Here is a 23,460-nt window from a genome sequence, read left to right on the forward strand (position 1 = left end):
CTACCAGGGTCGGTCCACTACCAGGGGGACTTGTTGTTGCGCAGGCGCTCCAGCGCTTCCTCGAGGATCGCCTTGCCGTCCTTGTCGCTCCGGCGCTCCTTCACGTAGGCCAGATGCGTCTTGTACGGCTCGTTCTTCGGCGGAGCAGGCGGGGCCTCCTCGTCCTGGCCGGCCGGGAGGCCGCAACGGGGGCAGTCCCACATCTCGGGGACCGCCGCGTCGCTGGCGAAGCTGGGGCGCGTCTCATGCATGTTGGCGCACCAGAACGAGACCCGCACTCTCGGAGCTGCCTCGCCGCGCTCGGCCTCCCCCATGGGGCCGGCACCGACTCGGCTGCCACGGATCGCGTTGCCACTACCCACGGATGAACTCCTCGCTCGATCGCCCCGTGTGACACGGGGGGAGAATCACTGTCACGCGTTGATACTTGTGTCTCAGGGCCTGACGAGCAGGCCCAGAGCGATGATGCAGACGAACCAGACGACGCCCGTGATGACGGTCAGCCGGTCGAGGTTGCGCTCCACCACCGAGGAACCACCGAAGTTCGACGAGAAGCCGCCGCCGAACATGTCAGACAGGCCGCCACCCTTGCCCTTGTGGAGCAGGACGAGCAAGATCATGAGCAGGCTCGTCAGGATGAGGGCGATGGAGATTCCGAGTTCCACGGTATGCCTGTTCCTTCAATGGTCTGGTACGCGTGACGATTCAAACTTGCCTCTTGAGGGTACGGCCTCGTGTCAAGTCGCACCCCCAGAACGGCCGAGTTAGCCGGGCATATCGGAGAAACGGCAGATCTTCACGAACTCCGCGGCGTCGATGCTGGCCCCTCCCACGAGGGCGCCGTCGACATCCGGCTGAGCCATGATCCCTGCGATGTTTCCCGACTTGACCGAGCCACCGTAAAGGATACGGACCGCCGAGGCCACTTCGGGGTTGTAGAGCTCCGCGAGTCGCACCCGCAGCGCCCCGCAGACCTCCTGCGCGTCCTCGGGGGTGGCCACTTCGCCGGTGCCGATCGCCCACACCGGCTCGTAGGCCACCACCATCGATTGTGCCTGCTCGGCGGAGACTTTGCGCAGCGCCCCGTCGAGCTGTGCCAGCGTGTGGGCGATGTGCCCGCCCGCCTGGCGCACCTCCAGGCCCTCGCCCACGCACAGGATCGGCGTCAGCGAGTGCCGCAGCGCCGCCAGCACCTTGGCGTTGACCAGGTCGTCGTCCTCGTGATGGTACTGCCGCCGCTCGGAGTGGCCGACGGCGACGAACGTGCATCCCAGCTTGGCGAGCATCGCGCCGGACACCTCACCGGTGTAGGCGCCCGCGTCGTGCGGGGACAGGTCCTGGCCGCCGTGCACGATGCGCAGCTTGTCGCCGTCGATGAGCGTCTGCACGCTGCGCAGGTCGGTGAACGGGGGCAGGACGGCCACCTCGACGCGGTCGAAGTCCTTGTCGTTGAGCGCGAACGCCATCCGCTGGACCAGCGCGATCGCCTCGAGGTGGTTGAGGTTCATCTTCCAGTTGCCGGCGATGAGCGGCTTTCTCAAGTCAGTCCTCCAGGGCGGCGAGTCCGGGCAGCGTCTTGCCCTCAAGGTATTCCAGGCTGGCCCCGCCCCCGGTGGAGATGTGGGAGAAGCCGTCTTCCGGCAGGCCCAGCTTACGCACGGCGGCCGCCGAGTCGCCCCCGCCGACCACGGTGAAGGCGTCGGCGCCGATCAGCGCCTCGGCCACCGCCCGCGTGCCGCCGGCGAACGCGTCGAACTCGAACACGCCCATCGGGCCGTTCCAGAAGACGGTCTTGGCGTCGGCCAGCTTGCCGGCGAACAGCTCACGGGTCTCGGGCCCGATGTCGAGCCCCTCGCGGTCGGCCGGGATGGCCGTGGCCGCGACGACGTCGTGCGGGGCGTCCTGCGCGAAGTGCGTGGCCGCCAGCACGTCGACCGGGAGCACCAGGTCGACGCCACGCTTGGCCGCCTCGCCGAGGAAGCCGCGCACCTGGTCGAGCTGGTCCTCCTGCAGGAGCGACCCGCCGACCTCGTGGCCCTGGGCCTTGAGGAAGGTGTAGGCCATGCCGCCGCCGATGAGCAGCCGGTCGACCTTGGTGAGCAGGTTGGCGATGACGCCGAGCTTGTCGCTGACCTTGGCGCCGCCGAGCACGACGACGTAGGGGCGCTCGGTGTCGTCGGTGAGCCGCCTGAGCACGTCCACCTCGGCCACGACCAGCCCGCCGGCGGCGTGCGGCAGCAGCGCCGGCACGTCGTAGACGCTGGCGTGCTTGCGGTGCACCGCGCCGAAGCCGTCGCCGACGTAGAGGTCGGCGAGGCCGGCCAGCTTCTCGGCGAACGCGCGGCGGGCCGCGTCGTCCTTGGACTCCTCGCCCGGCTCGTAGCGCAGGTTCTCCAGCAGGGCCACCTGGCCCTCCTGGAGGCCCCGCACGGTGGCCTGGGCGCTGTCACCGACCACGTCGGTGGCGAAGGCCACCTCCTGGCCGAGCAGCTCGCCCAGGCGCGCCGCGACGGGCCGCAGAGAGTATGCGGGGTTGGCCTCACCCTTGGGCCGCCCGAGGTGGGCGCAGACGACGACCTTCGCCCCGCGCCCGGCCAGCTCGCGGATCGTGGGCAGCGAGGCGCGGATGCGGCCGTCGTCGGTGATCGTCTCGCCGTCGAGCGGGACGTTGAGGTCGGCGCGCACGAGCACGCGCCGCCCCTTCACATCGAGATCGTCGAGCCCCCGCATTAGAGGTCCTTACCCACCAGCAGGATGAGGTCGGCGAGGCGGTTGGAGTAACCCCACTCGTTGTCGTACCAGCCGACGACCTTGACCTGGTTGCCGATGACCTTGGTGAGGCCGGCGTCGAAGATGCAGGAGGCCGGGTCGGTGACGATGTCGGAGGAGACGATGTCGTCCTCGGTGTAGGTGAGGATGCCCTTGAGCGGGCCCTCGGCCGCGGCCTTGAGCGCGGCGTTGACCTCCTCGACGGTGACGTCGCGGCCGACCTCGACGGTCAGGTCGGTGGCCGAGCCGGTGGGGATCGGCACGCGCATCGCGAAGCCGTCGAGCTTGCCCTTGAGCTCCGGCAGCACCAGGCCGATGGCCTTGGCGGCGCCCGTGGAGGTGGGCACCACGTTGAGCGCGGCGGCGCGGGCGCGGCGCAGGTCCTTGTGCGGGCCGTCCTGCAGGTTCTGGTCCTGCGTGTAGGCGTGGATGGTGGTCATCAGACCCTTCTGGATGGTGAAGGTGTCGTGGATGACCTTGGCCATCGGGGCCAGGCAGTTGGTGGTGCAGGAGGCGTTGGAGATGATCGTGTGCTTGGCCGGGTCGTAGGAGTCGTGGTTGACGCCCATGACGACGGTGACGTCCTCGTTCTTCGCCGGGGCGGAGATGATGACCTTCTTGGCGCCGTTGTCGGCGTGCACCCTGGCCTTGTTGGCGTCGGTGAACAGGCCGGTGGACTCGACCACCACGTCGACCCCGAGGTCGCCCCAGGGCAGCTTGGCCGGGTCGCGCTCCTCGAACACCTTGATCGCCTTGCCGTCGACGGTGATCTCGTCGCTGGAGGCCTTCACCTCGTACGGCAGCCGGCCCAGGATGCTGTCGTACTTGAGCAGGTGGGCCAGCGTCGCGTTGTCGGTCAGGTCGTTGACCGCGACGATCTCGATGTCCTTGCCACTGGCGGCGACCGCGCGCCAGAAGTTGCGACCGATGCGGCCGAAGCCGTTGACGCCTACGCGGATGCTCACGGAACCGATCTCCTCGTACGTGGTGACGGGCTGATACCTCAACCCCCGAACCCTATCGGACCCAAATTGGTTTAGACCACTGCAACCCCCGCCTTGAGAATCGTGGTTCGGTAAGCACAATTTGTGAGGTTCGAGTAAAGTGCCCGACTCGTTGGAGTAAATTCAGGCATTCTCTGGGGGCTGAGATGTCACGACACCGATCCGGCCTGCTGTCCGGCCTGATCGTCGGCTTGTTCATGGCGCTTCTGTGCGCCGCCGGCTGGGCGGCTTTCGCGTTCTATGCCGACCGCCTTCCCGATGTCGTGCGCTCTTACGGCGACGGCATCCCGCTGGCCGCCGGGTTGGCCTTGGCCACAGGTCTCCTGGTGGGCGCGGCGATCTGCCTGATCCGCCCGCGCAGTCTCGTGCTCGCGCCGCTGGCGGCACTGTACGGGGCCGGGGCCGTCATGGCCGGCGTGATCGCGGGCATCGCGGCGTTTCCCGAGTACCTCGCCCACACCCCGGCCCCGGAGCCGTGGACACCGCCCCTGCCCACCCTCGACGCCTTCCTGGCGGCCCTGCCCGGCGCGGCGGAGGCCTTCTGGCCGCAGGTGTACCAGTCGTGGCAGCTTCCCGCCGTGACGGCCGCCGCGGCGCTTGCCGCGTTCGCGCTCGTGCTCGTACGCACGCTGCGCCTGCGCAAGAAGGCCAGGGAGGCGGCGGCCACCGAGGAGCCGCAGGAGGAGGAGCCCGAGTATCGTGCCCCCTTCGAGCCCCTGCAGGCCGCCAAGCCGGCCACGGCCCCGCCGCCGCCCAGCCTCTTCACCCCGCCCGACCGCGACGCGACCTGACCGGGCGTCCCGTACGGGACGCGTCAGGGCGAGAGCATGTCGACCGTGAGGTTGGCCTCGGTATTGGGGATGCCGAGGTCGGAGGCGCGTTTGTCGGCCATGGCGAGCAGCCGCCGGATGCGGCCGGCGATGGCGTCCTTGGTCAGCGGCGGGTCGGCGATCTGCCCCAGCTCCTCCAGCGACGCCTGCTTGTGCTCCACCCGCAGCCGCCCGGCCACCACCAGGTGGTCCGGCGCCTCGTCGCCGAGGATCTCCAGGGCGCGCTGCACCCGGGCGCCCGCCGCGACGGCGGCGCGCGCGGACCGGCGCAGGTTGGCGTCGTCGAAGTTGGCCAGCCGGTTGGCGGTGGCCCGCACCTCGCGGCGCATCCGCCGCTCCTCCCAGGCGAGCACGCTGTCGTGCGCGCCGAGGCGGGTGAGCAGCGCGCTGATGGCGTCGCCGTCACGCACCACGACCCGGTCGACGCCCCGCACCTCACGCGCCTTCGCGTGGATCTTGAGCCGCCGGGCCGAGCCCACCAGGGCCAGCGCGGCCTCCGGGCCGGGGCAGGTGACCTCCAGCGACATCGACCTGCCGGGCTCGGTGAGCGAGCCGTGGGCCAGGAACGCGCCGCGCCAGGCCGCCTCGGCGTCGCAGGCCGCCCCCGCGACCACCTGCCGGGGCAGGCCGCGCACCGGCCGGCCGTGGTTGTCGATCAGCCCGGTCTGGCGGGCCAGCGCCTCGCCGTCGCGGTAGACGCGCACCACGTAGCGCGATCCCTTGCGCAGCCCGGCCGGCGCGAGCACCAGCACCTCCGCCTTGTGGCCGAACACCTCGCCGATGTCCTTGATGAGCCGTCGCGCGGTCGCGTTGGTGTCGAGCTCGGCCTCGATCACGATGCGCCCGCCCACGAGGTGCAGGCCGCTGGCGAAGCGCAGCAGCGTGGACACCTCCGCCTTGCGGCAGCAGGGCTTGAGCACAGGCAGCCGGCTCAGCTCGTCCTTGACCACACCCGTCATTGCCATAAGCGTTTAGTCCTCCCCCATCAGACCGGTCCTAGCAGTCTCTCGCACCTTCTCGCCACGCCGACCAGGATCAACGCTTCTGGAGGAAAATCTCGTCCAGGACGGAGGCAAGACGTCGTGCATCGTGCCGCGGCGAGCCGTCACGGGCCGCCACGTCGGCCAGGACGAGCCGGGCGCCGAAGCCGGCGGCGGCCTTCTCCAGCGCGCCGGGGTCGTCGACCACGCCGGTGTCGGCGAGGACGACGTCGAGGGAGAGATCGGGGGCGTGCCGCCTGAGGACCTCCAGATGCTGCTGGGGGGAGAAGTCGTCGGTCTCGCCGGGCTGCGGCGCGAGGTTGAGCGTGACCAGCCTGCGGGCCTCGGTCCGGTGCAGCGCGCGGGCCAGCTCGGGCACCTTGAGGTGCGGCAGCACGCTGGTGAACCACGACCCCGGCCCGAACACCACCCAGTCGGCCTCCAGCACCGCCTCGACGGCCTCGGGCCGGGCGGGCGGGTCTTCGGGCACCAGGGAGATGGCCCGCACCCGGCCGGGCGTGAGCGCGCACGCCACCTGGCCGCGCACGGTGGAGATGACGCCGTCGAGCTCCACCTCGGCGACGATGTCGAGCGGCACCGAGGCCATCGGCAGCACCCGGCCGTGCGCGCCGAGCAACCGGCCCACCCAGTCGAGGCCGGCGACGGGGTCGCCGAGCAGCTCCCACAGCGCGACGATGAGCAGGTTGCCGACGGCGTGGCCGTGCAGCTCGCCCTCGCTGCGGAAGCGATGCTGCACCACCTCGCTCCAGGTGCTGCCCCACTCGTCGTCGCCGCACAGCGCGGCCAGCGCCATGCGCAGGTCTCCGGGCGGCAGCACGCCGAGCTCGCGCCGCAGACGGCCGCTGGAGCCGCCGTCGTCGGCGACGGTCACGATGGCGGTCAGCGCGTCGGTCACGGCGCGCAGCGCCGACAGCGCGGCGTGCAGGCCGTGGCCCCCGCCCAGGGCCACGACCCGCGGGCCGGTCTCTAAGTCCATGTCGCTCAGCGGATCGGCGAAGCCCTCATCGGTCACTCCCGCCCCACATCCCGGTGGCCGACCTGGACCTCCATGCCGCGGTCACGCAGCCGGGAGGCGACCTGCTCGGCCATGGCGACGCTGCGGTGCTTGCCGCCGGTGCAGCCGACGGCGAGCGTGGCGTAGCTCTTGCCCTCGCGCGCGTAGCCGCCGGCGATGACCCGCAGGACCTCCTCGTAGGCGTCGAGGAACTCCTTGGCGCCGGGCTGGCCGAGGACGTAGTCGCGGACGGGCGCGTCGGTGCCGTTCATCGGCCGCAGCTCGGGCACCCAGTGCGGGTTGGGCAGGAAGCGGCAGTCGACGACCAGGTCGGCGTCGACGGGCAGGCCGTACTTGTAGCCGAAGGACACGACGTTGACCCGCAGGCCCGGCCGGTCCTCGCCGCCGAAGTAGGCCACGATCTTGTTGCGGAGCTCGTGCACGTTGTGCGCGCTGGTGTCGATGACCAGGTCGGCGTTGGCGCGCACCTCGCGCAGGATGCCGCGCTCGCGGGTGATGCCGTCGACCAGCCGGCCCTCGCCCTGCAGCGGGTGGGGACGGCGCACCGCCTCGAAGCGGCGCACCAGCTCGTCGTCGCTGGCCTCCAGGAACACCACGCGGACCCGGACGCCGCGGCCCAGCAGCTCCTCGATGGCGGCGTTGAGGTCGGTGGTGAAGGCCAGGCTGCGCACGTCGACGACGGCGGCGACCTTGTCGGCCGCCAGCTTGACCTTGCCCGCCTCCTCCGCCATGGCGAACAGCAGCCCCGGCGGCAGGTTGTCGATGACGAACCAGCCGAGGTCCTCCAGGGCCTTGGCCGCGGTGCTCCGCCCGGCCCCCGACATGCCGGTGACGATGACGAACGCCGGCTCGGTGGACTTCACTGACTCTCCCCCTTCAGGGTCGACACGATCACCTCGGCGGTGGCCGGGCCGATGCCCGGGACCTCGCGGATCTGGTCCGCGGTGGCCTCGCGCAGTTTCTTGACGGAGCCGAAGTGTCTGAGCAGGGCCTGGCGGCGCGCCGGGCCGAGACCGGGCACGCTGTCGAGCGCGCTCTCCTTCACCGTCTTGGACCTCTTGGCTCGATGGTAGGTGATGGCGAACCTGTGCGCCTCATCGCGGACGCGTTGCAGCAGGTAGAGGCCCTCGCTCGAACGGGGCATGATCACCGGTTGGTCGTCGCCCGGCAGCCACACCTCCTCCAGCCGCTTGGCCAGCCCGGCGACGGCGACGTCGTCGATGCCGAGCTCGTCGAGCGCCCGCTGGGCGGCGGCCGCCTGCGGCCCGGCGCCGTCGACGACGACGAGGTTGGGCGGGTAGGCGAACTTGCGCGGCCTGCCCGTCTCGGGGTCGATGGGGCTGTGCGCGTCGTCGTCGGCGGCCAGCTCGCCGGTGGCGGAGCGCTCCTCCAGGTAGCGGCGGAAGCGGCGCAGGATGACCTCGTGGATGGAGGCGACGTCGCCTTCCTTGGTCTTGACGGCGAAGCGCCGGTATTCGGACTTGCGGGCCAGGCCGTCCTCGAACACCACCATGGACGCCACCACGTTCTCGCCCTGCAGGTGGGAGACGTCGTAGCACTCGATGCGCAGCGGCGCCTGGTCGAGGTCGAGCGCGTCGGCGATCTCCTGCAGGCCCTTGCTGCGGGTGGTCAGGTCGCCGGCCCGGCGGACCTTGTGCTGGGCGAGCGACTCCTTGGCGTTGCGCTCGACGGTCTCCATGAGCGAGCGCTTGTCGCCGCGCTGCGGGACGCGCACGTCCACGCGGGCGCGGCGCTGCTCCGACAGCAGCTCGACGACCGCCTCGGCGTCGGGCGGCAGCGCCGGGACGAGCACCTCGCGGGGCATCGACTCGGGGCCGGCCTCGGCGTACATCTGCAGCAGGAACTGCTCGACGAGCTCGCCCGGCGTGGTCTCCTCGACCTTGTCGACGACCCAGCCGCGCTGGCCCCGGATGCGCCCGCCGCGTACGTAGAAGACCTGGACGGCGGCTTCGAGCGGATCCTCGGCGAGCGCGATCACGTCGGCGTCGGTGCCCTCGCCGAGCACGACCGCCTGCTTCTCCAGCGCCCGCTGGAGCGCCTGGATGTCGTCGCGGAGCCGGGCGGCGCGCTCGTACTCCTGCTCGGCGGCGGCCTGGCGCATGTCCTTCTCCAGGCGCTTGATGAAGCGCCCGGTGTTGCCCGCCATGAAGTCGCAGAAGTCTTCGGCCAGGTCGCGGTGCTCCTCGGGCGTGACGCGGCCCACGCACGGCGCGGAGCACTTGTCGATGTAGCCGAGCAGGCAGGGCCGGCCGATCTGACCGGCCCGCTTGAACACCCCGGCGCTGCAGGTGCGCACCGGGAAGACGCGCAGCAGCAGGTCGACGGTCTCGCGGATGGCCCAGGCGTGGGAGTAGGGGCCGAAGTAGCGGGTGCCCTTGCGCTTGGCGCCGCGCATGACCTGCACGCGCGGGAAGTCGTCGCCCATGGTGACCGCGAGGTAGGGGTAGGACTTGTCGTCGCGGTACTTCACGTTGAAGCGCGGGTCGTACTCCTTGATCCAGGAGTATTCGAGCTGCAGCGCCTCGACCTCGGTGCCGACGACGGTCCAGTCGACGCCGGCGGCGGTGGTGAGCATGCTCTGGGTGCGCGGGTGCAGCGCGGAGAAGTCGGCGAAGTAGGAGTTGAGCCGCTGGCGCAGGCTCTTGGCCTTGCCGACGTAGATCACCCGGCCGTGGGGGTCGCGGAACCGGTAGACCCCGGGGGAATCGGGGATCGACCCTGACTTCGGCCGGAAACTCAAGGGGCTGCCCGCTGATCTCGCCACGTTTTCCAGACTAGTGGCCGCCACCGACAGGCTCGCCCGTCGTGCCCGCGGCCGGGCACGACGGGCGGGAGCGGGTCCTAGGCGAGCGAGATCTGGTCGCCCTCGACCTTGATCTGCTGGGCGGGCAGCGCCTCGGTCGCGGGGCCCTGGGCCACGGAGCCGTCCTCGATCTTGAACTTGCTGCCGTGGCACGGGCAGTCGATCATGCCGTTCTCGACGCTGGTCACCGCGCAGCCCTTGTGGGTGCAGTTCGCGCTGAACGCCTTGAACTGTCCCTCCGTCGGCTGAGTGATGACGATCTTCTGGTCCTTGAAGATCGTGCCGCCGCCGACGGGGATGTCGGCGGTCTTGGCCAGTCCGCCCTGCGGCGCGCTCGACGCGGCGGGCGCTTCGGCCGTCGCGCTCCCCGCGGGCTCGGCGGTCGTGCCGGTGTCTGCCCCGCATGCGGTCAGGGCCACGGCCAGGCCACTCGCGCCCACCCCGGTGATCACCGCTCTACGGCTCTGAAGGTCTCGTCCCATGCGGGACAGCCAAGCGCACCCACGTGAGAATTCGATGAAGAACCCCTTAGGCCAGCCTGATCTTGCCCCCGGAAACGTTGATCTTCTTCTCGGCCAGCGGTTCGGCGGCGGGCCCCTCGGCCACGGAGCCGTCCTCGATCTTGAACTTGCTGCCGTGGCACGGGCAGTTGATCGTCCCGTTCGAGATGCTGGCGACCGTGCAGCCCGCGTGCGTGCAGGTGGCGGTGAACGCCCTGAACTCGCCCTCGACCGGCTGGGTGACGACCACCTTCTGGCCCTCGAAGATCTTCCCCCCGCCGCTGGGGATGTCGGCGGTGTCGGCGAGCGCCTTGGGCTTCTTCTTCTTGGGCGCGGCCGCCGACTCCTCGGCGGGCGGCTCCCCGGCCGCGTCGACGACCGCCTCGTCGACGGGCGATCCGTAGCTGGCACAGGCGGTCAGGACCGCGGCCAGCCCGGCGCCTCCGGCTCCGAACACCACCGTCCGGCGCGTCTTGTCGGTCATGGTGCGTCCTCCCAGGTTTCGGGTCTCACTCGCAGGTACGGCCGGCGGCCGTGAGCCGGTTCAGCCTCCCGCGCCCCGATCCCGGGAACCACGCACAATTACCCGCTCACCATCACGATGCCGTCGCCCTCGACCTTGACCGGGTAGGGCGTCAGCGGCCCCTGCGCCGGGCCCGTCAGCACCGCGCCGGTGTCGGCGGCGAACTCGCTGCCGTGGCACGGGCACCTCATCACGTTGTCCTCGGGCGCGCCGACCGCGCATCCGCGGTGCGGGCAGGCGGCGCTGAACGCCTTGAAGACGCCCTCCGACGGCTGGGTCACCACGATCTTCCACTTGCTCACGACCGTGCCGCCGCCCACGGGCACGTCGGCCGTCCTGGTGATGACCTGCCCCTTGACGCCCAGCACCGGCCGGGCCTCCGCGCCGCTGTTGCCGCAACCGGCCAGCGCCAGCCCGCACGCCATCGCTCCGGCCGTTCCCAGTGCCTCACGCCGACCGACTCCAGGCATGGCGGAGCCCCCCTCCCTGTCGATGACCCCCTGCAGGTCACGGTTCACCTTAGGGGCGGTGGTCCCCGGTCCCGTCGGCGGGTGCTCCCGGCACCGGGCGGGGCGGGGGTGCGCATACTCGATCACCGGTACGGCCGCGTCAAGAGCTTTGTGACGGGTCACAGCGGCGGCCCGCCGACTTTGCCGCGCCGTCCAATTCACAGGATGCCGCGAACGGCTCATCGTGTGCTGCGAACGCCTTCACGCACGCACGGGAGTCGCCATGCAGCGTCGTACGTTCCTCCGCACCGTCTCCGCCGGACTGGGCGCCGTCGCCTTCTCGGGCGCCCTCTGGCACGACGCGGCCACGTCGGCGGTGGTCGCGGGCGCGAGCCCGTACGGCCCGCTCGGCCCGCCGGACGCGAACGGCGTCGCGCTCCCGGCCGGGTTCTCCAGCCGGGTGGTCGCCAGGACGGGCCGCCCGGTCGGCGGCACGCTCTGGCACCCCGCGCCCGACGGCGGCGCCTGCTTCGCGGCGGGCACCGGCTGGATCTACGTCTCCAACTCGGAGGTGCCGCTGATCGGCGGCGCCACCGCGATCCGGTTCCGGTCCGACGGCTCGGTCGAGCGCGCCTACCGGATCCTCGACGGCACCAACCTCAACTGCGCGGGCGGCCGTACGCCGTGGGACACGTGGCTGTCCTGCGAGGAGATCTTCCGCGGCCGCGTGTACGAGACCGATCCGTACGGTGAGCGCGCGGCACGGTCCAGGCCCGCGATGGGCCGTTTCAAGCACGAGGCGGCGGCCTGCGACCCGGACCGGCGGGTCGTCTACCTCACCGAGGACGAGTCGGACGGCTGTTTCTACCGGTTCGTCCCGGACACCTGGGGCGACCTGTCGAGCGGGCGGCTGGAGGTGCTGTGCGGCGACGGCCCGGTGGAATGGCGTCCCGTCCCCGACCCGTCCCCCGGCGTGCTGCAACGGCAGACGCGGCACCAGGTGAGCGCCGCCCGGCATTTCGACGGCGGCGAGGGCTGCCACTACGCGGCCGGGATCTGCTACTTCACCGCCAAGGGCGACCGCAAGGTCTGGGCCTACGACGCGCAGCGGCAGAGCCTCAGCTGGGTCTACGACGGCGGCGGCACGCTCGACGGCGTCGACAACATCACCGGCGCCCCCACCGGCGACCTGTACGTGGCCGAGGACGGCGGCAACATGGAGATCAACATCATCACGCCCGACGGCGTGGTGGCGCCGGTGCTGAGGCTCGACGGCCACGGCGGCTCGGAGATCACCGGGCCCGCGTTCTCCCCGGACGGCAGCCGCCTGTACTTCTCCTCCCAGCGCGGGACCAGCGGCAACAGCGCCGGGACCGGCGGCATCACCTACGAGGTGGCGGGCCCGTTCCGCCACTGACCCCCTTGCCCGGCCGCCGTCACCGCGCGGCGGACCTCACCCCCCACCCCGAAGGATGCCCGCATGCTCCGACGAACGACGGTCGCCCTCGCCGCCGCCCTGCTGCTGCTCGGCCTCGCGCCACCCGCCCACGCCGGGCAGTCCGGCGAGTCCTACGTCGCGCTGGGCGACTCGGCCGCCGCCGGGCCGCTCGTACCCAATCAGGTCCTGCCCGACCTCGGCTGCCTGCGTTCCGACCGGAACTATCCGCACCTGACCGCGCGCGCCCTCGGCGTGGCGTCCTTCCGCGACGTCACCTGCTCGGGGGCCAAGACGCGGCACATGTACGAGCGGCAGGACACCGAACTGGGGTCGGCGGCTCCCCAGCTCGACGCGCTGCGCCCGGACACCACGCTCGTCACCGTGCACATCGGCGCCAACGACGTCGGGCTGACCGGCTTCATCGAGGACTGCCTCAACCTGCTGCCGCCGCCCATCGGCGACGCCTGCTACAACGACTACGCCGACGAGAACGGCCAGGACAGCTGGCGGGTCAAGACCGACGCGCTGCGTCCCACGCTCGTCACCCTGGCCGGCGACATCCGGGCCCGCTCCCCGCAGGCGCGCGTCTTCCTCGTCGGCTACGCCACCTACGCCCCGCCGAACGGCTGCTACCCGCGCGTCCCGATCATCAGGCAGGACGCCAACTACATCCGCGCCACCCTGATGTACTTCAACCAGATGCTCGCCGAGCAGGCAGCGGCCGCCGGCATCGGCTTCATCGACCTGCAGACGCCCAGCGTCGGTCACGACCCGTGCGCCTCCCCGGGCGTGCGCTGGATCGAGCCGTACGTCCCGGCGTCGCCCGCCGCCCCGTTCCACCCGAACGCGCTGGGCATGCGCAACTTCGCCACCGTCGTCACGGGAGCCGTCAGCGCGGCCGCCCGCTGACCACCGCCCGCGCGGCAGCCCGTCCGGGCTGCCGCGCGCGCATTCACGGACCTCACGCGTGCGGACCTCACGCGTGCGGACCTCAGGCGTGCGGACCTCAGGTGTGCGGGCCGAGTTGCCGCCGGGCGGTCAGGGCGGCCCCGATCCGCTGCAACTGCGCCGGATCCATCGGGTCGAGCCCCGTCAGGCTCACCGCCCGGCGCAACCGGTAGTCGACCGTGTTCGGATGGACGTGCAGCAACTCCGCCGTCCGCCGCCGGTCCAGCCCGGTCTCCAGGTACGCGGTGAGCGTACGCAGCAGGTCGGGATGCGCCCGCAGCGGATCGAGCAGCCCGGCGAGCCCCGCCACGGCTGCGCTGGGCCGGGTCAGCTGATACTCCAGCAGCACGTCGGCCAGCCGGTGCGCGCCGGGCGGCCGGCCGGACCCGCGCACGACCTCCAGCACCTCCTCGGCCAGCTTCGCCGCGGCGGGCACCCGCCCCGGTTCGGCCCACTCCGCCGCCGCCCACACCGGCACCCCGGCGGCCCGCCCCGCGCCCGCCACCATCTCGCCGATCTCGCACCACGCCGGCTCCCCGGCCAGCGGCACCAGCACCAGCCCGCCGCTGGCGTCCAGCACCGACAGCACCTGCTCGGCCGCGTGCCGCTGGAAGGCCGTCCGTAACCGGTGCAGCTTGCGCCGCCCGGCGATCGCCCCGCCCGCCCGGTCGCCCGCCTCGTCCGGGTGCGCCCCCAGCGCCGTGGCCACCACCAGGTAGCCGGGCGCCAGCCGCACCCCGGCCAGCGCTGCCCGGTCCCCCGCAAGCAGCGCCGAGACGGTGGCGTGCATGGCGTGCTGCTCCTGGCTGAGCATCGCCTCCCGCTCCCCCAGGTACGCGGCGCAGACGGCCGAGGTCACGGTCCCCGTATAGGAGAGGATGAGCCGGTTCGCGGCCAGCACGTCGTCCAGGTCGCCGGCCCCCGCCCGCGCGAACAGGTGCTCCCACACCCGGGTCACCCCCAGGTGGTAGGCAGCCAGCAGCGCGTCGAGCGGCACCCCCTCCTGCGCCCGCCGCGCCGCCGACGCCCGCAGCGGCGCCAGCTCCGCGCGGGTGGGCGGGCGCCGCTCCCGGAACATCCCGCAGATCATGCGCAGGTTGTGCACGGTGATCCGGGTGATGTCGCCGTCGAGCTCCTCCCGGGGCAGCCGCCGGTAGAGCGGGATCTCCTCGGCGAACGCGGCGACCAGCTCCCTGGCCAGCCGCACCACCTGGCGCTCCAGCAGCTCGTGCACCGGGCACCCGCCCAGCATGAGCGCCCGGAGCGCATGATCGGCCACGGTCAGACCCTGTCAAATCCCCCGTCGGTAAACAACCCACCCAACCCTGGCGCTATCGCGCGGTCAGGAACCGAGGAGTTTGCGGAGGAAGCGCCCGGTGTGGCTCTCGTCCACCTGGGCCACCTCCTCCGGGGTGCCGGTGGCCACCAGCGTGCCGCCCCGGGAGCCGCCCTCCGGCCCCATGTCGATGATCCAGTCGGCCGTCTTGATGACGTCGAGGTTGTGCTCGATGACGATGACCGTGTTGCCGCCGTCGACGAGCCGCCCCAGGACGCCCAGCAGCCGCCGGATGTCCTCGAAGTGCAGGCCGGTGGTCGGCTCGTCCAGGACGTAGACCGTCCGGCCCGTCTGCCGGCGCTGAAGCTCGGAGGCGAGCTTGACGCGCTGCGCCTCGCCACCGGACAGCGTCGTGGCCGGCTGGCCGAGCCGTACGTAACCCAGCCCCACGTCGTTGAGCGTCTGCAGGTGGCGCTTGATCGCCGGGATCGCGTCGAAGAAGCCGAGCGCCTCCTCGATCGGCATGTCGAGCACCTCGGCGATCGTCTTGCCCTTGTAGTGGACCTCCAGCGTCTCCCGGTTGTAGCGGGCGCCGTGGCAGACCTCGCACGGGACGTACACGTCGGGCAGGAAGTTCATCTCGATCTTGATGGTGCCGTCGCCCGCGCACGCCTCGCAGCGCCCGCCCTTGACGTTGAAGCTGAAGCGCCCCGGCTGGTAGCCGCGCACCTTGGCCTCGGTGGTGGCCGCGAACAGCTTGCGCACGTGGTCGAACACGCCGGTGTAGGTGGCCGGGTTGGAGCGCGGGGTACGGCCGATCGGCGACTGGTCGACGTGCACGACCTTGTCGACCTGGTCCATCCCGTTGACCCGGGAGTGGCGGCCCGGCACCGTGCGGGCGCCGTTGAGCTCCTTGGCCAGCGCGTTGTAGAGGATGTCGTTGACCAGCGTCGACTTGCCGGACCCGGACACGCCGGTGACGGCGGTGAACAGCCCGAGCGGGAACTCGATGTCGACGCCCTTGAGGTTGTGCTCGCGTGCGCCCTTGACGGTGATCTGCCGCTTCTTGTCGCGCTTGCGGCGCGTGGCCGGCACGTGGATGCTCCTGCGGCCCGACAGATACTGCCCGGTCAGCGACTCCTCGCTGCTCAGCAGGTCCTGGACGGTGCCGGAGACGACGACCTGACCGCCGTGCTCGCCCGCGCCGGGGCCGATGTCGACCACCCAGTCGGCGGCGGCGATGGTGTCTTCGTCGTGCTCGACCACGATGAGCGTGTTGCCCATGTCGCGCAGCCGCACCAGGGTGTCGAGCAGCCGCATGTTGTCGCGCTGGTGCAGCCCGATGGACGGCTCGTCGAGCACGTAGAGGACGCCGACGAGGCCGGAGCCGATCTGCGTGGCCAGCCGGATGCGCTGCGCCTCGCCGCCGGCCAGGGTGGCGGCGGCGCGGTCCATGCTCAGGTAGTCGAGGCCGACGTCGAGCAGGAAGCCCATCCGGGCGTTGATCTCCTTGACCACCCGCTCGGCGATGTGCATGTCGCGGTCGGACAGCTTGAGCGCGGCCAGGAACTTGGCGCACTCGCCGATCGACATGGCCGCGACCTCGGCGATCGACCTGCCGGCGACCGTCACGGCCAGCGTGACCGGCTTGAGCCTGGCGCCCTTGCAGGCCGGGCAGGGGATCTCGCGCATGTAGCCCTCGAACCGCTCACGCGTCGAGTCGCTCTCCGCCTCGGCGTGCCTGCGCTGCACCCACGGGATGACGCCCTCGTAGGTGGTGTAGTAGGAGCGCTGGCGGCCGTAGCGGTTGCTGTAGCGGACATGGACCTGCTCGTCGTGGCCGAACAGCAGCGACTTCTGCGCCTTCTTGGGCAGCTTTTCCCACGGCGTGTCGAGGGTGAAGCCCATGGTGTGGCCGAGCGCCTCGACGAGCCGGACGAAGTATTCGCTGGTGTGCCCGCCTGACCAGGGGTGCAGCGCGCCGTCGCGGAGGGTGCGCTCGGGGTCGGGCACGACGAGGTCGGGGTCGACCTCCATCTTGGTGCCGAGGCCGGTGCACTCGGGACAGGCGCCGAACGGCGAGTTGAAGGAGAACGAGCGCGGCTCCAGCTCCTCGAACGACAGGTCGTCGTAGGGGCAGTAGAGGTGCTCGGAGTAGAAGCGCTCGCGGCCCGGGTCGTCTTCGGGCAGGTCGACGAACTCCAGCGTGATCGTGCCGCCGGACAGCTGCAGCGCCGTCTCGACCGAGTCGTTGAGCCGGCGCCGCGACGACTCCTTGACCGAGAGCCGGTCGACGATGACCTCGATGTCGTGCTTCTCGTACTTCTTCAGCACCGGCGGCTCTTCCAGCCGCACCACGGTGCCGTCGACGCGGGCCCGGGCGAAGCCCTTGGTCTGCAGCTCACGGAACAGCTCGCCGTATTCGCCCTTGCGGCCCCTGATGACCGGGGCCAGCACCTGGAACCGCGTGCCCTCCTCCAGGTCCATCACCCGGTCGACGATCTGCTGCGGCGTCTGGCGGGCGATCGGGCGCGCGCACACCGGGCAGTGCGGCTTGCCGATGCGCGCCCACAGCAGCCGCAGGTAGTCGTAGACCTCGGTGATGGTGCCGACGGTGGAGCGCGGGTTCTTGCTCGTCGCCTTCTGGTCGATCGACACCGCGGGCGACAGGCCCTCGATGAAGTCGACGTCGGGCTTGTCCATCTGCCCGAGGAACTGCCGTGCGTAGGCCGACAGCGACTCCACGTAACGCCGCTGCCCCTCAGCGAAGATCGTGTCGAAGGCCAGGCTCGACTTACCGGAGCCGGACAGGCCGGTGAAGACGATCATCGCGTCTCGCGGCAGGTCCAGCGAGACGTCTTTGAGGTTGTGTTCACGTGCGCCACGCACGATCAGGCGGTCAGCCACGGCGATCCCGATGTCGAAAAGGCGGATAGGTCCACGGGGGATGGTAGACGGGGGCTCCGACAATTTCGGCAGGGCCGCACACCGCCCTGGCGAAAATCCGTCCCTCTCAGGTTACGGCCTACTCCCACCCGGGCAGGAGGCCTTTCCCCGTCAACGCCTCGACCTGCGGGTTTATGCCCGTCCCGCCGCCAACACCGGCCCGCTAAGTGATGAAATATCCCTCTATGACTGTCCTCCAGACCCTGCGCGCGGAGCTCACCGAGGCGACTTCCGGACTGCTCGCCACGGCCGCCTCCCTGTCCGACGCCGACGTCGCCGCCCCCTCCCGCCTGCCCGGCTGGTCGCGGGGCCACGTCCTCACGCATCTCGCCAGGAACGCCGACAGCCACGTCAACCTCCTCACCTGGGCACGCACCGGCGTCCCCACCCCCCAGTACCCGGACCTGCGGGCACGGACGGCCGGCATCGAGGCCGGCGCCCACCGGCCCGCCGCCGGGCAGCTCGCCGACCTGCGCGAGAGCGCCGCCCGGCTGGACGCCGCCGTCGACGCACTCCCGGAGGCCGCGTGGCGGGCCCAGGTCGGCGGCCTGCGCCCGCCGCACCACCCCGCCTGGTACGTCCTGGTACGGCGCCTTCGCGAGCTGGGCATGCACCACGTCGACCTGGGCGCCGGCTACGGCCCGGCCGACTGGCCCGAGACGTTCGTCCGCCGGGAGCTGCACGACTGCCTGCGCACCTGGCCGTACGACCGGAGCACGGTGAGCGCGGTGAGGCTTCTCGCCCCCGCCGATCCGGCGGCTTCGCGGCCGGGTGAGGACGGCCCGGGTGAGGACGGCAGGGCCTCCGAGTGGCGGGAGCTCGGGGACGGGCCGATGGTCGAGGGCACGCCGGTGGACGTGCTGGCCTGGCTGACCGGCCGCTCGGCAGGCGAGGGGGTTAAGGTGGTGCCCGGGGGGCGGGCCTGCCCGCCGCCACCGCCGTGGCTGACCACGACCGCCCCCGCTGACCTGCCCGCGACGCCCCCGAAGGACTACCCATGACCTACACCGGCGACGTCCAGGTAGGCGGCCCCGCCGACGTGCGGGAGCTGCCCGATCTGACGATCTGCAAGCTCGCCGTCGGCCCCTACGACAACAACGCCTATCTGCTGCGCTGCACCGAGACGGGTGACGGCCTGCTCATCGACGCGGCGGCCGAGCCCGACCGGCTGCTGGCCCTCGTCGCCGACCGGCCGATCAGCGCGATCGTCACCACCCACCAGCACGGCGACCACTGGCAGGCGCTGGAGCAGGTGAGCAAGGTGACGGGCGCCAAGGTGCTGGCCCATCCGCTGGACGCCCCCGGCCTGCCGGTCCCGGCCGACCGCCTGGTCGACGACGGCGACCGCATCGCCGTCGGCGTCGTCACGGTCGAGGTGATCCACCTGCGCGGCCACACGCCCGGCTCGATCGCCCTGCTGTACGACGCCGGCGGGCGGGACAAGCACCTGTTCACCGGTGACTCCCTGTTCCCCGGCGGCGTCGGCAACACCTGGAAGGACCCGGCCCGCTTCGAGCAGCTCTACACCGACGTGGTGGAGCGCGTCTTCGACCGGCTGCCCGACGAGACCTGGGTCTACCCGGGCCACGGCAAGGACACCACGCTGGGCGCCGAGCGTCCCTCCCTGCCCGAGTGGAAGGCCCGCGGCTGGTAGCGGGGCGAGGGGGGCCGGTCAGCGGCGTGACAGGACGCGGATGATGCGTTCGGCCGCGGGCACCGGTTCGTCGGCCTGCCCGACCAGCTCGCCCCAGGACCAGCGGTAGAACCACCCGTCCGGCAGCGGCACGCAGTCGACGGTCTCGGCCAGCAGCGCGGTGTCGGGGTCGCTGACCCGCAGCACGGGCGGGTCGGCCCGCAGCGTCGCGGTCAGTCCGCGCCGCTCCAGCTCGGCAGCCAGTTTGCCGAGGAAGTACGTGCGCGTGTGCTCGACCGCCATGGCTCCATCAAAACCGAAGGCGCCGGAAAAATCCCGCTATTTCCGGCGCCACTGGTGTCATTGCCCGATGCGGGAGGCCTCCCGCCGCAGTTCCCGCTTGTAGAAGAGCATGCGCAGCGGGATGGCGGCGACGAGCGCGATCTGCATGGTGGCGCCGATCTTGATCGGCAGGTCACCACCTTCGGGCCAGGCGACCCAGAAGGTGAGGAACGCCACGTTCACCATGATCCACCCGAGGACCACGGCGGCGAGCTGTCCCTTGGGCTTGGGATACTCGATCCGGCTGACCATCAGCCAGGCCACGCCCAGCACGGCCAGCAGGGACCAGATCCCCGGCTCGAACAGCAGCACGATCGAGATCACGGTCATCGCGCCCATGGGGATCGGCAGTCCCATGAAGTCGCCGCTCTTGGTCTTGACGCAGGCGAAGCGCGCCAGCCGTACGACACCGGCGACGAGCACGGCCGCAGCGGCGCCCACCACCGCGAAGAACGGCACCTGATGCGTGAACCCGCCCCAGATCACGACCATGAACGCGGGCGCGAACCCGAAGCTGATCACGTCGGCCAGGTTGTCGAGCTCGGCGCCCATCGCCGAGGCGCGGAAGCGCCGCGCGACGAGCCCGTCGAACAGGTCGCAGGTGGCGCCGATGAGCAGCAGCACCACGGCCGTGGCGAAGTAGCTGGGCGCGGGCGTGAAGCTGCCGTCGTGCCGCAGCGCGTCGATGGCCGAGGCGGCCAGCACGCACACGGCCAGGAAGCCGCACAGCGCGTTGCCCAGGGACAGGGAATCGGCGGCGGACAGGCGGAACGCCTTGCCGACCGGGCCGCGAGGTTCTTCCTCTTCGGCCGGCCAGCCGCCGGCGTCAGCTGTGGTCAATTCTGGTCACCCCCGCAACCGTCTTCTCGCCCACGGAGACCGCGGGAGAGATCCCTTCGGGAAGGTAGATGTCGACCCTCGAACCGAACCTGATGAGCCCGATGCGCTCGGTCTGCGTGACCTTCGCGCCGGCGGTCAGGTAGGGCACGATCCTGCGCGCGACCGCGCCCGCGATCTGCACCATCTCGATGTCGCCGAGCGCGGTCTCGAAATGCCACACCACGCGCTCGTTCTGGTCGCTGTCCTTGTTGAAAGCCGGCAGGAAGCCACCTGGCACATGCTGCACGGAGGTGACATTTCCCGCAAGTGGCGCCCGGTTGACGTGGACGTTCAGCGGGCTCATGAAGATCGCCACACGGGTGCGGCCGTCCGGCCACGGGTCGACGCTCTGGACGACGCCGTCGGCCGGTGACAGGATCCGCCCCTCGCCCGGCCTGCGGTCGGGGTCGCGGAAGAACCAGAGCATCCCACCGGTGAGGGCGCCCAGCGGCACGGCCGCGAGCGCCCAGCGACGGTCCCGTCGCGCCAGCAGCGCGGTGGCGGCCGCCGCGGCCGCCGTCGGGAAGAGCCACGGGGAGACCCCGCGTGCGAGCCTGACACGGCCCGGCTTGGCAGAATCGACTGACACGTACAACCTTTGGGTGGTTACTGGAACGGAAGCGCTTTGCCGTGATGGTACAGAACGCACAACTATGACATGACGCAACTACACCAGCAAAGCGCCTCGAAGGCCTTTTTTCTAGACCTGCTCCGAGTGGGTTTCCTCGCTCTTGCGTGCGTCCATGCGGGCCTTGACCAGGCTCGCCACGGTGGTGATGACCATCGTGGCGCCGATGACCGACAGCGAAACCCAAATCGGGATCGCCGGAGCCCAGGAGAACCCGCTGTGGTGCAGAGCCTCCAAAATCAGCTTAACCCCGATGAAGCCCAGAATGAACGCCAACCCAAAACTGAGGTAGACCAGGCGCTGCAGCAGCCCGCCGAGCAGGAAGTAGAGCTGACGCAGCCCCATCAGGGCAAAGGCGTTGGCGGTGAAGACGATGAACGGGTCGGTGGTCAGCCCGAAGATCGCCGGAATCGAGTCGAGCGCGAACAGCAGGTCGGTGCTGCCGATGGCGATCATGACGATCAGCATCGGCGTGACCAGGCGCTTGCCGTCGATCTTGACGGTGACCTTGGAGCCGACGTAGCCGTCGGTGGTGGGGAAGGCCCGGCGCACCCAGCGGAGCAGGAAGTTCTCGGGCACCTCTTCCTCTTCGCCATGGATGCGCTGGCGGACGAGGTTGATCGCGGTGTAGACGAGGAACGCGCCGAAGACGTAGAACAACCAGCCGAACTGCTCCAGCGCGGCGGCGCCGAGCGCGATGAAGATGCCCCGCATGACCAGCGCGAGCAGGATGCCGACGAGCAGCACCTTGTGCTGGTACGCCTTCGGCACGGCGAACCTGCTCATGATGATGAAGAAGACGAACAGGTTGTCGACACTGAGGCTGTATTCGGTGATGTAGCCGGCGAAGAACTCCCCGGCCTTCTCCGGCCCCGTCGTCACCCAGAGGATCACCCCGAAGATCACGGCCAGCGTGATGTAGAAGGTGACCCAGAATCCCGCCTGGCGCATCGAGAACTCGCGGGCTTCACCGCGGTCGACGATCCACAGGTCGATGGCCAGGACGAGCAGGAGCCCGCCGATCACGACGATCCAGGCCCACAAAGGTTCGCTCACGTTGTATTACCTCCGGCATACACGTCAGAACGCCGGAGGTCTCTCCCGCCCGCCGGGCATGCGGACCGGCAGCCCCGGGGGCCCCGTGGAGCGGGACTGCACCGTGATGACGAGGCTGCCGCGAAGGGATACTCCCCTCCCTTAACGCACGCAGTATACGAGAACGCGAAAGCCTCACCTAATCATCCCTGTGCTGGTGACGGATCGTAGACGTCCAGCACGGCCCGGACCGCCTCGTCCTCTCCCGGCAGCTCGGCGCCACGCCGGGCCGCCGCCGCCGCCCGCCCGGCCGCCACCGCCGGATCGGTGATCACCTCGCGTACGGCCGCGCGCAGGGCGGTCACGTCACCGTAGGGCACGAGCGCGCCGGCGTCGCCGACCAGGTCCGGGATGCCGCCGACGGCCGTCGCGACCACCGGGCGGCCGGCCATGAGGGTCTCGCTGAGGCTGAGCGGCTGGCCCTCCCACCGGCTGGGCCACACCGCGACGGCGGCGGCGGCCAGCAGGTCGGGCACGTCGTCGCGGTTGCCCAGCAGCATGACGGGCAGCCGCTCACGGTCGATCCGGCGTTGCAGCGCCTCCCGCAGCGGCCCCTCCCCGGCGATCACGAACAGCGGCCGCGGCCCGGTCCACGGCCCGGCGGCGACGTCGAGCAGGCTCTCCAGGCCCTTCTGCTGGGCGAGCCGGGCGATCGTGAGCACGACGGGCCGCTCCCCGGCCCCCAGTTCGGCGCGCACCTCGGCGGCCGTCCGCCCGGCAGGCCGCGGCACCGGGGCGGGCACCACCGCGGGCCGCACGTCGCGCGCCCCCAGGGCCCGCATCCGCTCCCCGAGGTCGGGCGAGACGACCAGCACCTGGTCGGCCAGGCGCGCGACGATCCGCTCCAGCGTCCCGTACACCACCCCGACGGCCCCGCCCGCGGTGAGCGCGTTGTGCAGCGTCACGACCAGGCGAGGCCGTGTGCCGGCCCGGGGCACGGCGAGCCCGAGGGCGGCCAGGGCGCCGGCGCGCAGGCCGTGCGCGTGCACGACGTCCGCCCCCCGGGTCAGCCGCCCGGCGGCGAGCACCGCCCGCGCGTCGGCGAACGGCCGGGGCCGGTCGGTGACGGCCACCTCCGCGAACCGCACCCCGGCCTCCCGGAACGCGAACCGCTCCTCGACCTCACGCGGCGCCGCCACCAGCACCCGGTGGCCGCCCCGCACCAGCCCACCGGCCAGCATCCGCACATGCCGCCCGGTGCCGCCGGACGTGGTGCCCAGCACGAACGCCACCCGCACAGCCGTTCCTCCGCTCACTCGCCCCGCCGCCTCAGGATCGCGGCCACGGCCCCGGCGTCCGCCCGGTCCACCAGCGCCACGACGCCCCCTCCCACCGCCAGCGCCACCACGGCCGCCAGCAG

24 protein-coding genes are annotated in these 23,460 nt (G+C 71.3%); 5 read left to right on the forward strand and 19 right to left on the reverse strand.

The genetic code is table 11. From position 1 onward, the window contains the following. Positions 1 to 17 precede the first annotated feature (17 nt). The 5 genes from ADY59_RS19805 to gap form a co-directional block, all read right to left on the reverse strand. Positions 18 to 362 carry an RNA polymerase-binding protein RbpA gene (locus ADY59_RS19805; RefSeq protein ID WP_082310244.1) on the reverse strand — a complete coding sequence of 115 codons (345 nt, stop codon included), beginning with the start codon at positions 360 to 362 and terminating at the stop codon, positions 18 to 20. Between the two features lie 72 nt (positions 363 to 434). Then, positions 435 to 665: a preprotein translocase subunit SecG gene (secG, locus tag ADY59_RS19810; RefSeq protein ID WP_049564200.1), complete on the reverse strand. Its 231-nt coding sequence runs from the start codon at positions 663 to 665 to the stop codon at positions 435 to 437. Between the two features lie 99 nt (positions 666 to 764). Then, positions 765 to 1,541, reverse strand: coding sequence for a triose-phosphate isomerase (gene tpiA / locus ADY59_RS19815; protein ID WP_269433623.1), 777 nt, complete (start codon positions 1,539 to 1,541; stop codon positions 765 to 767). A 1-nt stretch (position 1,542) separates the two neighbouring features. Then, positions 1,543 to 2,730 (reverse strand): phosphoglycerate kinase, encoded by a 1,188-nt coding sequence (locus ADY59_RS19820; RefSeq protein WP_049564202.1) that lies wholly within the window; start codon positions 2,728 to 2,730, stop codon positions 1,543 to 1,545. Further along, entirely contained in the window at positions 2,730 to 3,734 is a 1,005-nt protein-coding gene (gap, locus tag ADY59_RS19825) for a type I glyceraldehyde-3-phosphate dehydrogenase (RefSeq protein ID WP_049564248.1), read from the reverse strand. Before gap ends, ADY59_RS19820 begins: the two co-directional genes overlap by 1 nt. A 185-nt stretch (positions 3,735 to 3,919) precedes the next feature. On the opposite strand from gap, the gene ADY59_RS19830 reads away from it, so the two are divergent. Further along, positions 3,920 to 4,564 carry a hypothetical protein gene (locus tag ADY59_RS19830; RefSeq protein ID WP_049564203.1) on the forward strand — a complete coding sequence of 215 codons (645 nt, stop codon included), beginning with the start codon at positions 3,920 to 3,922 and terminating at the stop codon, positions 4,562 to 4,564. A 23-nt stretch (positions 4,565 to 4,587) separates the two neighbouring features. Here the strand turns inward: ADY59_RS19830 and whiA are convergent, their stop codons facing one another. The 7 genes from whiA to ADY59_RS19865 all read right to left on the reverse strand — a co-directional run bounded on the left by whiA (position 4,588) and on the right by ADY59_RS19865 (position 10,936). Then, positions 4,588 to 5,568 (reverse strand): DNA-binding protein WhiA, encoded by a 981-nt coding sequence (gene whiA / locus ADY59_RS19835; RefSeq protein WP_049564205.1) that lies wholly within the window; start codon positions 5,566 to 5,568, stop codon positions 4,588 to 4,590. Positions 5,569 to 5,638: 70 nt separating this feature from the next. Next, on the reverse strand, positions 5,639 to 6,580 hold the full coding sequence (locus ADY59_RS19840; RefSeq protein WP_049564250.1) for a gluconeogenesis factor YvcK family protein: 942 nt from the start codon (positions 6,578 to 6,580) through the stop codon (positions 5,639 to 5,641). 32 nt (positions 6,581 to 6,612) lie between these two features. Next, entirely contained in the window at positions 6,613 to 7,482 is an 870-nt protein-coding gene (gene rapZ / locus ADY59_RS19845; RefSeq protein WP_082310245.1) for an RNase adapter RapZ, read from the reverse strand. Further along, on the reverse strand, positions 7,479 to 9,380 hold the full coding sequence (gene uvrC, locus ADY59_RS19850) for an excinuclease ABC subunit UvrC (protein WP_442937707.1): 1,902 nt from the start codon (positions 9,378 to 9,380) through the stop codon (positions 7,479 to 7,481). Before uvrC ends, rapZ begins: the two co-directional genes overlap by 4 nt. Positions 9,381 to 9,481: 101 nt before the next feature. Continuing rightward, positions 9,482 to 9,925 carry a Rieske (2Fe-2S) protein gene (locus ADY59_RS19855; protein WP_049564208.1) on the reverse strand — a complete coding sequence of 148 codons (444 nt, stop codon included), beginning with the start codon at positions 9,923 to 9,925 and terminating at the stop codon, positions 9,482 to 9,484. A 46-nt stretch (positions 9,926 to 9,971) separates the two neighbouring features. Beyond that, complete coding sequence (locus tag ADY59_RS19860) at positions 9,972 to 10,427, reverse strand: Rieske (2Fe-2S) protein (RefSeq protein ID WP_049564210.1); 456 nt, start codon at positions 10,425 to 10,427, stop codon at positions 9,972 to 9,974. A gap of 98 nt (positions 10,428 to 10,525) precedes the next feature. Then, positions 10,526 to 10,936 (reverse strand): Rieske (2Fe-2S) protein, encoded by a 411-nt coding sequence (locus ADY59_RS19865; protein WP_049564254.1) that lies wholly within the window; start codon positions 10,934 to 10,936, stop codon positions 10,526 to 10,528. Between the two features lie 262 nt (positions 10,937 to 11,198). On the opposite strand from ADY59_RS19865, the gene ADY59_RS19870 reads away from it, so the two are divergent. Together ADY59_RS19870 and ADY59_RS19875 are read left to right on the forward strand one after the other, a co-directional pair. Next, positions 11,199 to 12,332 carry an alkaline phosphatase PhoX gene (locus ADY59_RS19870; protein WP_049564212.1) on the forward strand — a complete coding sequence of 378 codons (1,134 nt, stop codon included), beginning with the start codon at positions 11,199 to 11,201 and terminating at the stop codon, positions 12,330 to 12,332. Positions 12,333 to 12,395: 63 nt separating this feature from the next. Then, on the forward strand, positions 12,396 to 13,262 hold the full coding sequence (locus tag ADY59_RS19875) for an SGNH/GDSL hydrolase family protein (protein ID WP_049564214.1): 867 nt from the start codon (positions 12,396 to 12,398) through the stop codon (positions 13,260 to 13,262). Positions 13,263 to 13,359: 97 nt separating this feature from the next. Here ADY59_RS19875 and ADY59_RS19880 read toward each other — a convergent pair whose 3' ends face one another. After that, positions 13,360 to 14,580 carry a PucR family transcriptional regulator gene (locus ADY59_RS19880; RefSeq protein WP_156325607.1) on the reverse strand — a complete coding sequence of 407 codons (1,221 nt, stop codon included), beginning with the start codon at positions 14,578 to 14,580 and terminating at the stop codon, positions 13,360 to 13,362. Between the two features lie 63 nt (positions 14,581 to 14,643). Further along, positions 14,644 to 17,484: an excinuclease ABC subunit UvrA gene (gene uvrA, locus ADY59_RS19885; RefSeq protein WP_049564216.1), complete on the reverse strand. Its 2,841-nt coding sequence runs from the start codon at positions 17,482 to 17,484 to the stop codon at positions 14,644 to 14,646. Positions 17,485 to 17,708: 224 nt separating this feature from the next. Here uvrA and ADY59_RS47590 point away from each other — a divergent pair, with 224 nt between their 5' ends. Beyond that, positions 17,709 to 18,524 (forward strand): maleylpyruvate isomerase family mycothiol-dependent enzyme, encoded by an 816-nt coding sequence (locus ADY59_RS47590; protein ID WP_053174926.1) that lies wholly within the window; start codon positions 17,709 to 17,711, stop codon positions 18,522 to 18,524. Continuing rightward, positions 18,521 to 19,177, forward strand: coding sequence for an MBL fold metallo-hydrolase (locus tag ADY59_RS19895; protein ID WP_049564218.1), 657 nt, complete (start codon positions 18,521 to 18,523; stop codon positions 19,175 to 19,177). The genes ADY59_RS47590 and ADY59_RS19895 overlap by 4 nt, the downstream gene beginning before the upstream one ends. 18 nt (positions 19,178 to 19,195) lie before the next feature. Here ADY59_RS19895 and ADY59_RS19900 read toward each other — a convergent pair whose 3' ends face one another. The 5 genes from ADY59_RS19900 to ADY59_RS19920 form a co-directional block, all read right to left on the reverse strand. Then, entirely contained in the window at positions 19,196 to 19,459 is a 264-nt protein-coding gene (locus tag ADY59_RS19900) for a hypothetical protein (RefSeq protein ID WP_049564220.1), read from the reverse strand. A 57-nt stretch (positions 19,460 to 19,516) separates the two neighbouring features. Next, positions 19,517 to 20,338, reverse strand: a complete 822-nt coding sequence (gene pssA / locus ADY59_RS19905; RefSeq protein ID WP_049564222.1) for a CDP-diacylglycerol--serine O-phosphatidyltransferase — start codon at positions 20,336 to 20,338, stop codon at positions 19,517 to 19,519. Then, positions 20,325 to 20,966: a phosphatidylserine decarboxylase gene (locus tag ADY59_RS19910; protein ID WP_197093747.1), complete on the reverse strand. Its 642-nt coding sequence runs from the start codon at positions 20,964 to 20,966 to the stop codon at positions 20,325 to 20,327. Before ADY59_RS19910 ends, pssA begins: the two co-directional genes overlap by 14 nt. Before the next feature lie 111 nt (positions 20,967 to 21,077). Next, positions 21,078 to 22,061, reverse strand: coding sequence for a TerC family protein (locus tag ADY59_RS19915; RefSeq protein WP_049564225.1), 984 nt, complete (start codon positions 22,059 to 22,061; stop codon positions 21,078 to 21,080). A gap of 182 nt (positions 22,062 to 22,243) precedes the next feature. Further along, positions 22,244 to 23,338 (reverse strand): glycosyltransferase family 4 protein, encoded by a 1,095-nt coding sequence (locus tag ADY59_RS19920; RefSeq protein ID WP_049564227.1) that lies wholly within the window; start codon positions 23,336 to 23,338, stop codon positions 22,244 to 22,246. Between the last annotated feature and the right edge of the window lie 122 nt (positions 23,339 to 23,460).

Source organism: Nonomuraea sp. SBT364 (genome assembly GCF_001083785.1).
In the GTDB taxonomy this organism is placed as follows: domain Bacteria; phylum Actinomycetota; class Actinomycetes; order Streptosporangiales; family Streptosporangiaceae; genus Nonomuraea.

What these genes read in the sequence shown, in the direction of transcription:
- ADY59_RS19820 (WP_049564202.1), bottom strand. Translation starts at nt 2,730, where the DNA reads ATGCGGGGGCTCGACGATCTCGATGTGAAGGGGCGGCGCGTGCTCGTG.
- ADY59_RS19860 (WP_049564210.1), bottom strand. Translation starts at nt 10,427, where the DNA reads ATGACCGACAAGACGCGCCGGACGGTGGTGTTCGGAGCCGGAGGCGCC.
- ADY59_RS19900 (WP_049564220.1), bottom strand. Translation starts at nt 19,459, where the DNA reads ATGGCGGTCGAGCACACGCGCACGTACTTCCTCGGCAAACTGGCTGCC.
- ADY59_RS19865 (WP_049564254.1), bottom strand. Translation starts at nt 10,936, where the DNA reads ATGCCTGGAGTCGGTCGGCGTGAGGCACTGGGAACGGCCGGAGCGATG.
- ADY59_RS19875 (WP_049564214.1), top strand. Translation starts at nt 12,396, where the DNA reads ATGCTCCGACGAACGACGGTCGCCCTCGCCGCCGCCCTGCTGCTGCTC.
- ADY59_RS19895 (WP_049564218.1), top strand. Translation starts at nt 18,521, where the DNA reads ATGACCTACACCGGCGACGTCCAGGTAGGCGGCCCCGCCGACGTGCGG.
- ADY59_RS47590 (WP_053174926.1), top strand. Translation starts at nt 17,709, where the DNA reads ATGACTGTCCTCCAGACCCTGCGCGCGGAGCTCACCGAGGCGACTTCC.
- whiA (WP_049564205.1), bottom strand. Translation starts at nt 5,568, where the DNA reads ATGGCAATGACGGGTGTGGTCAAGGACGAGCTGAGCCGGCTGCCTGTG.
- ADY59_RS19870 (WP_049564212.1), top strand. Translation starts at nt 11,199, where the DNA reads ATGCAGCGTCGTACGTTCCTCCGCACCGTCTCCGCCGGACTGGGCGCC.
- ADY59_RS19830 (WP_049564203.1), top strand. Translation starts at nt 3,920, where the DNA reads ATGTCACGACACCGATCCGGCCTGCTGTCCGGCCTGATCGTCGGCTTG.
- ADY59_RS19855 (WP_049564208.1), bottom strand. Translation starts at nt 9,925, where the DNA reads ATGGGACGAGACCTTCAGAGCCGTAGAGCGGTGATCACCGGGGTGGGC.
- ADY59_RS19840 (WP_049564250.1), bottom strand. Translation starts at nt 6,580, where the DNA reads ATGGACTTAGAGACCGGCCCGCGGGTCGTGGCCCTGGGCGGGGGCCAC.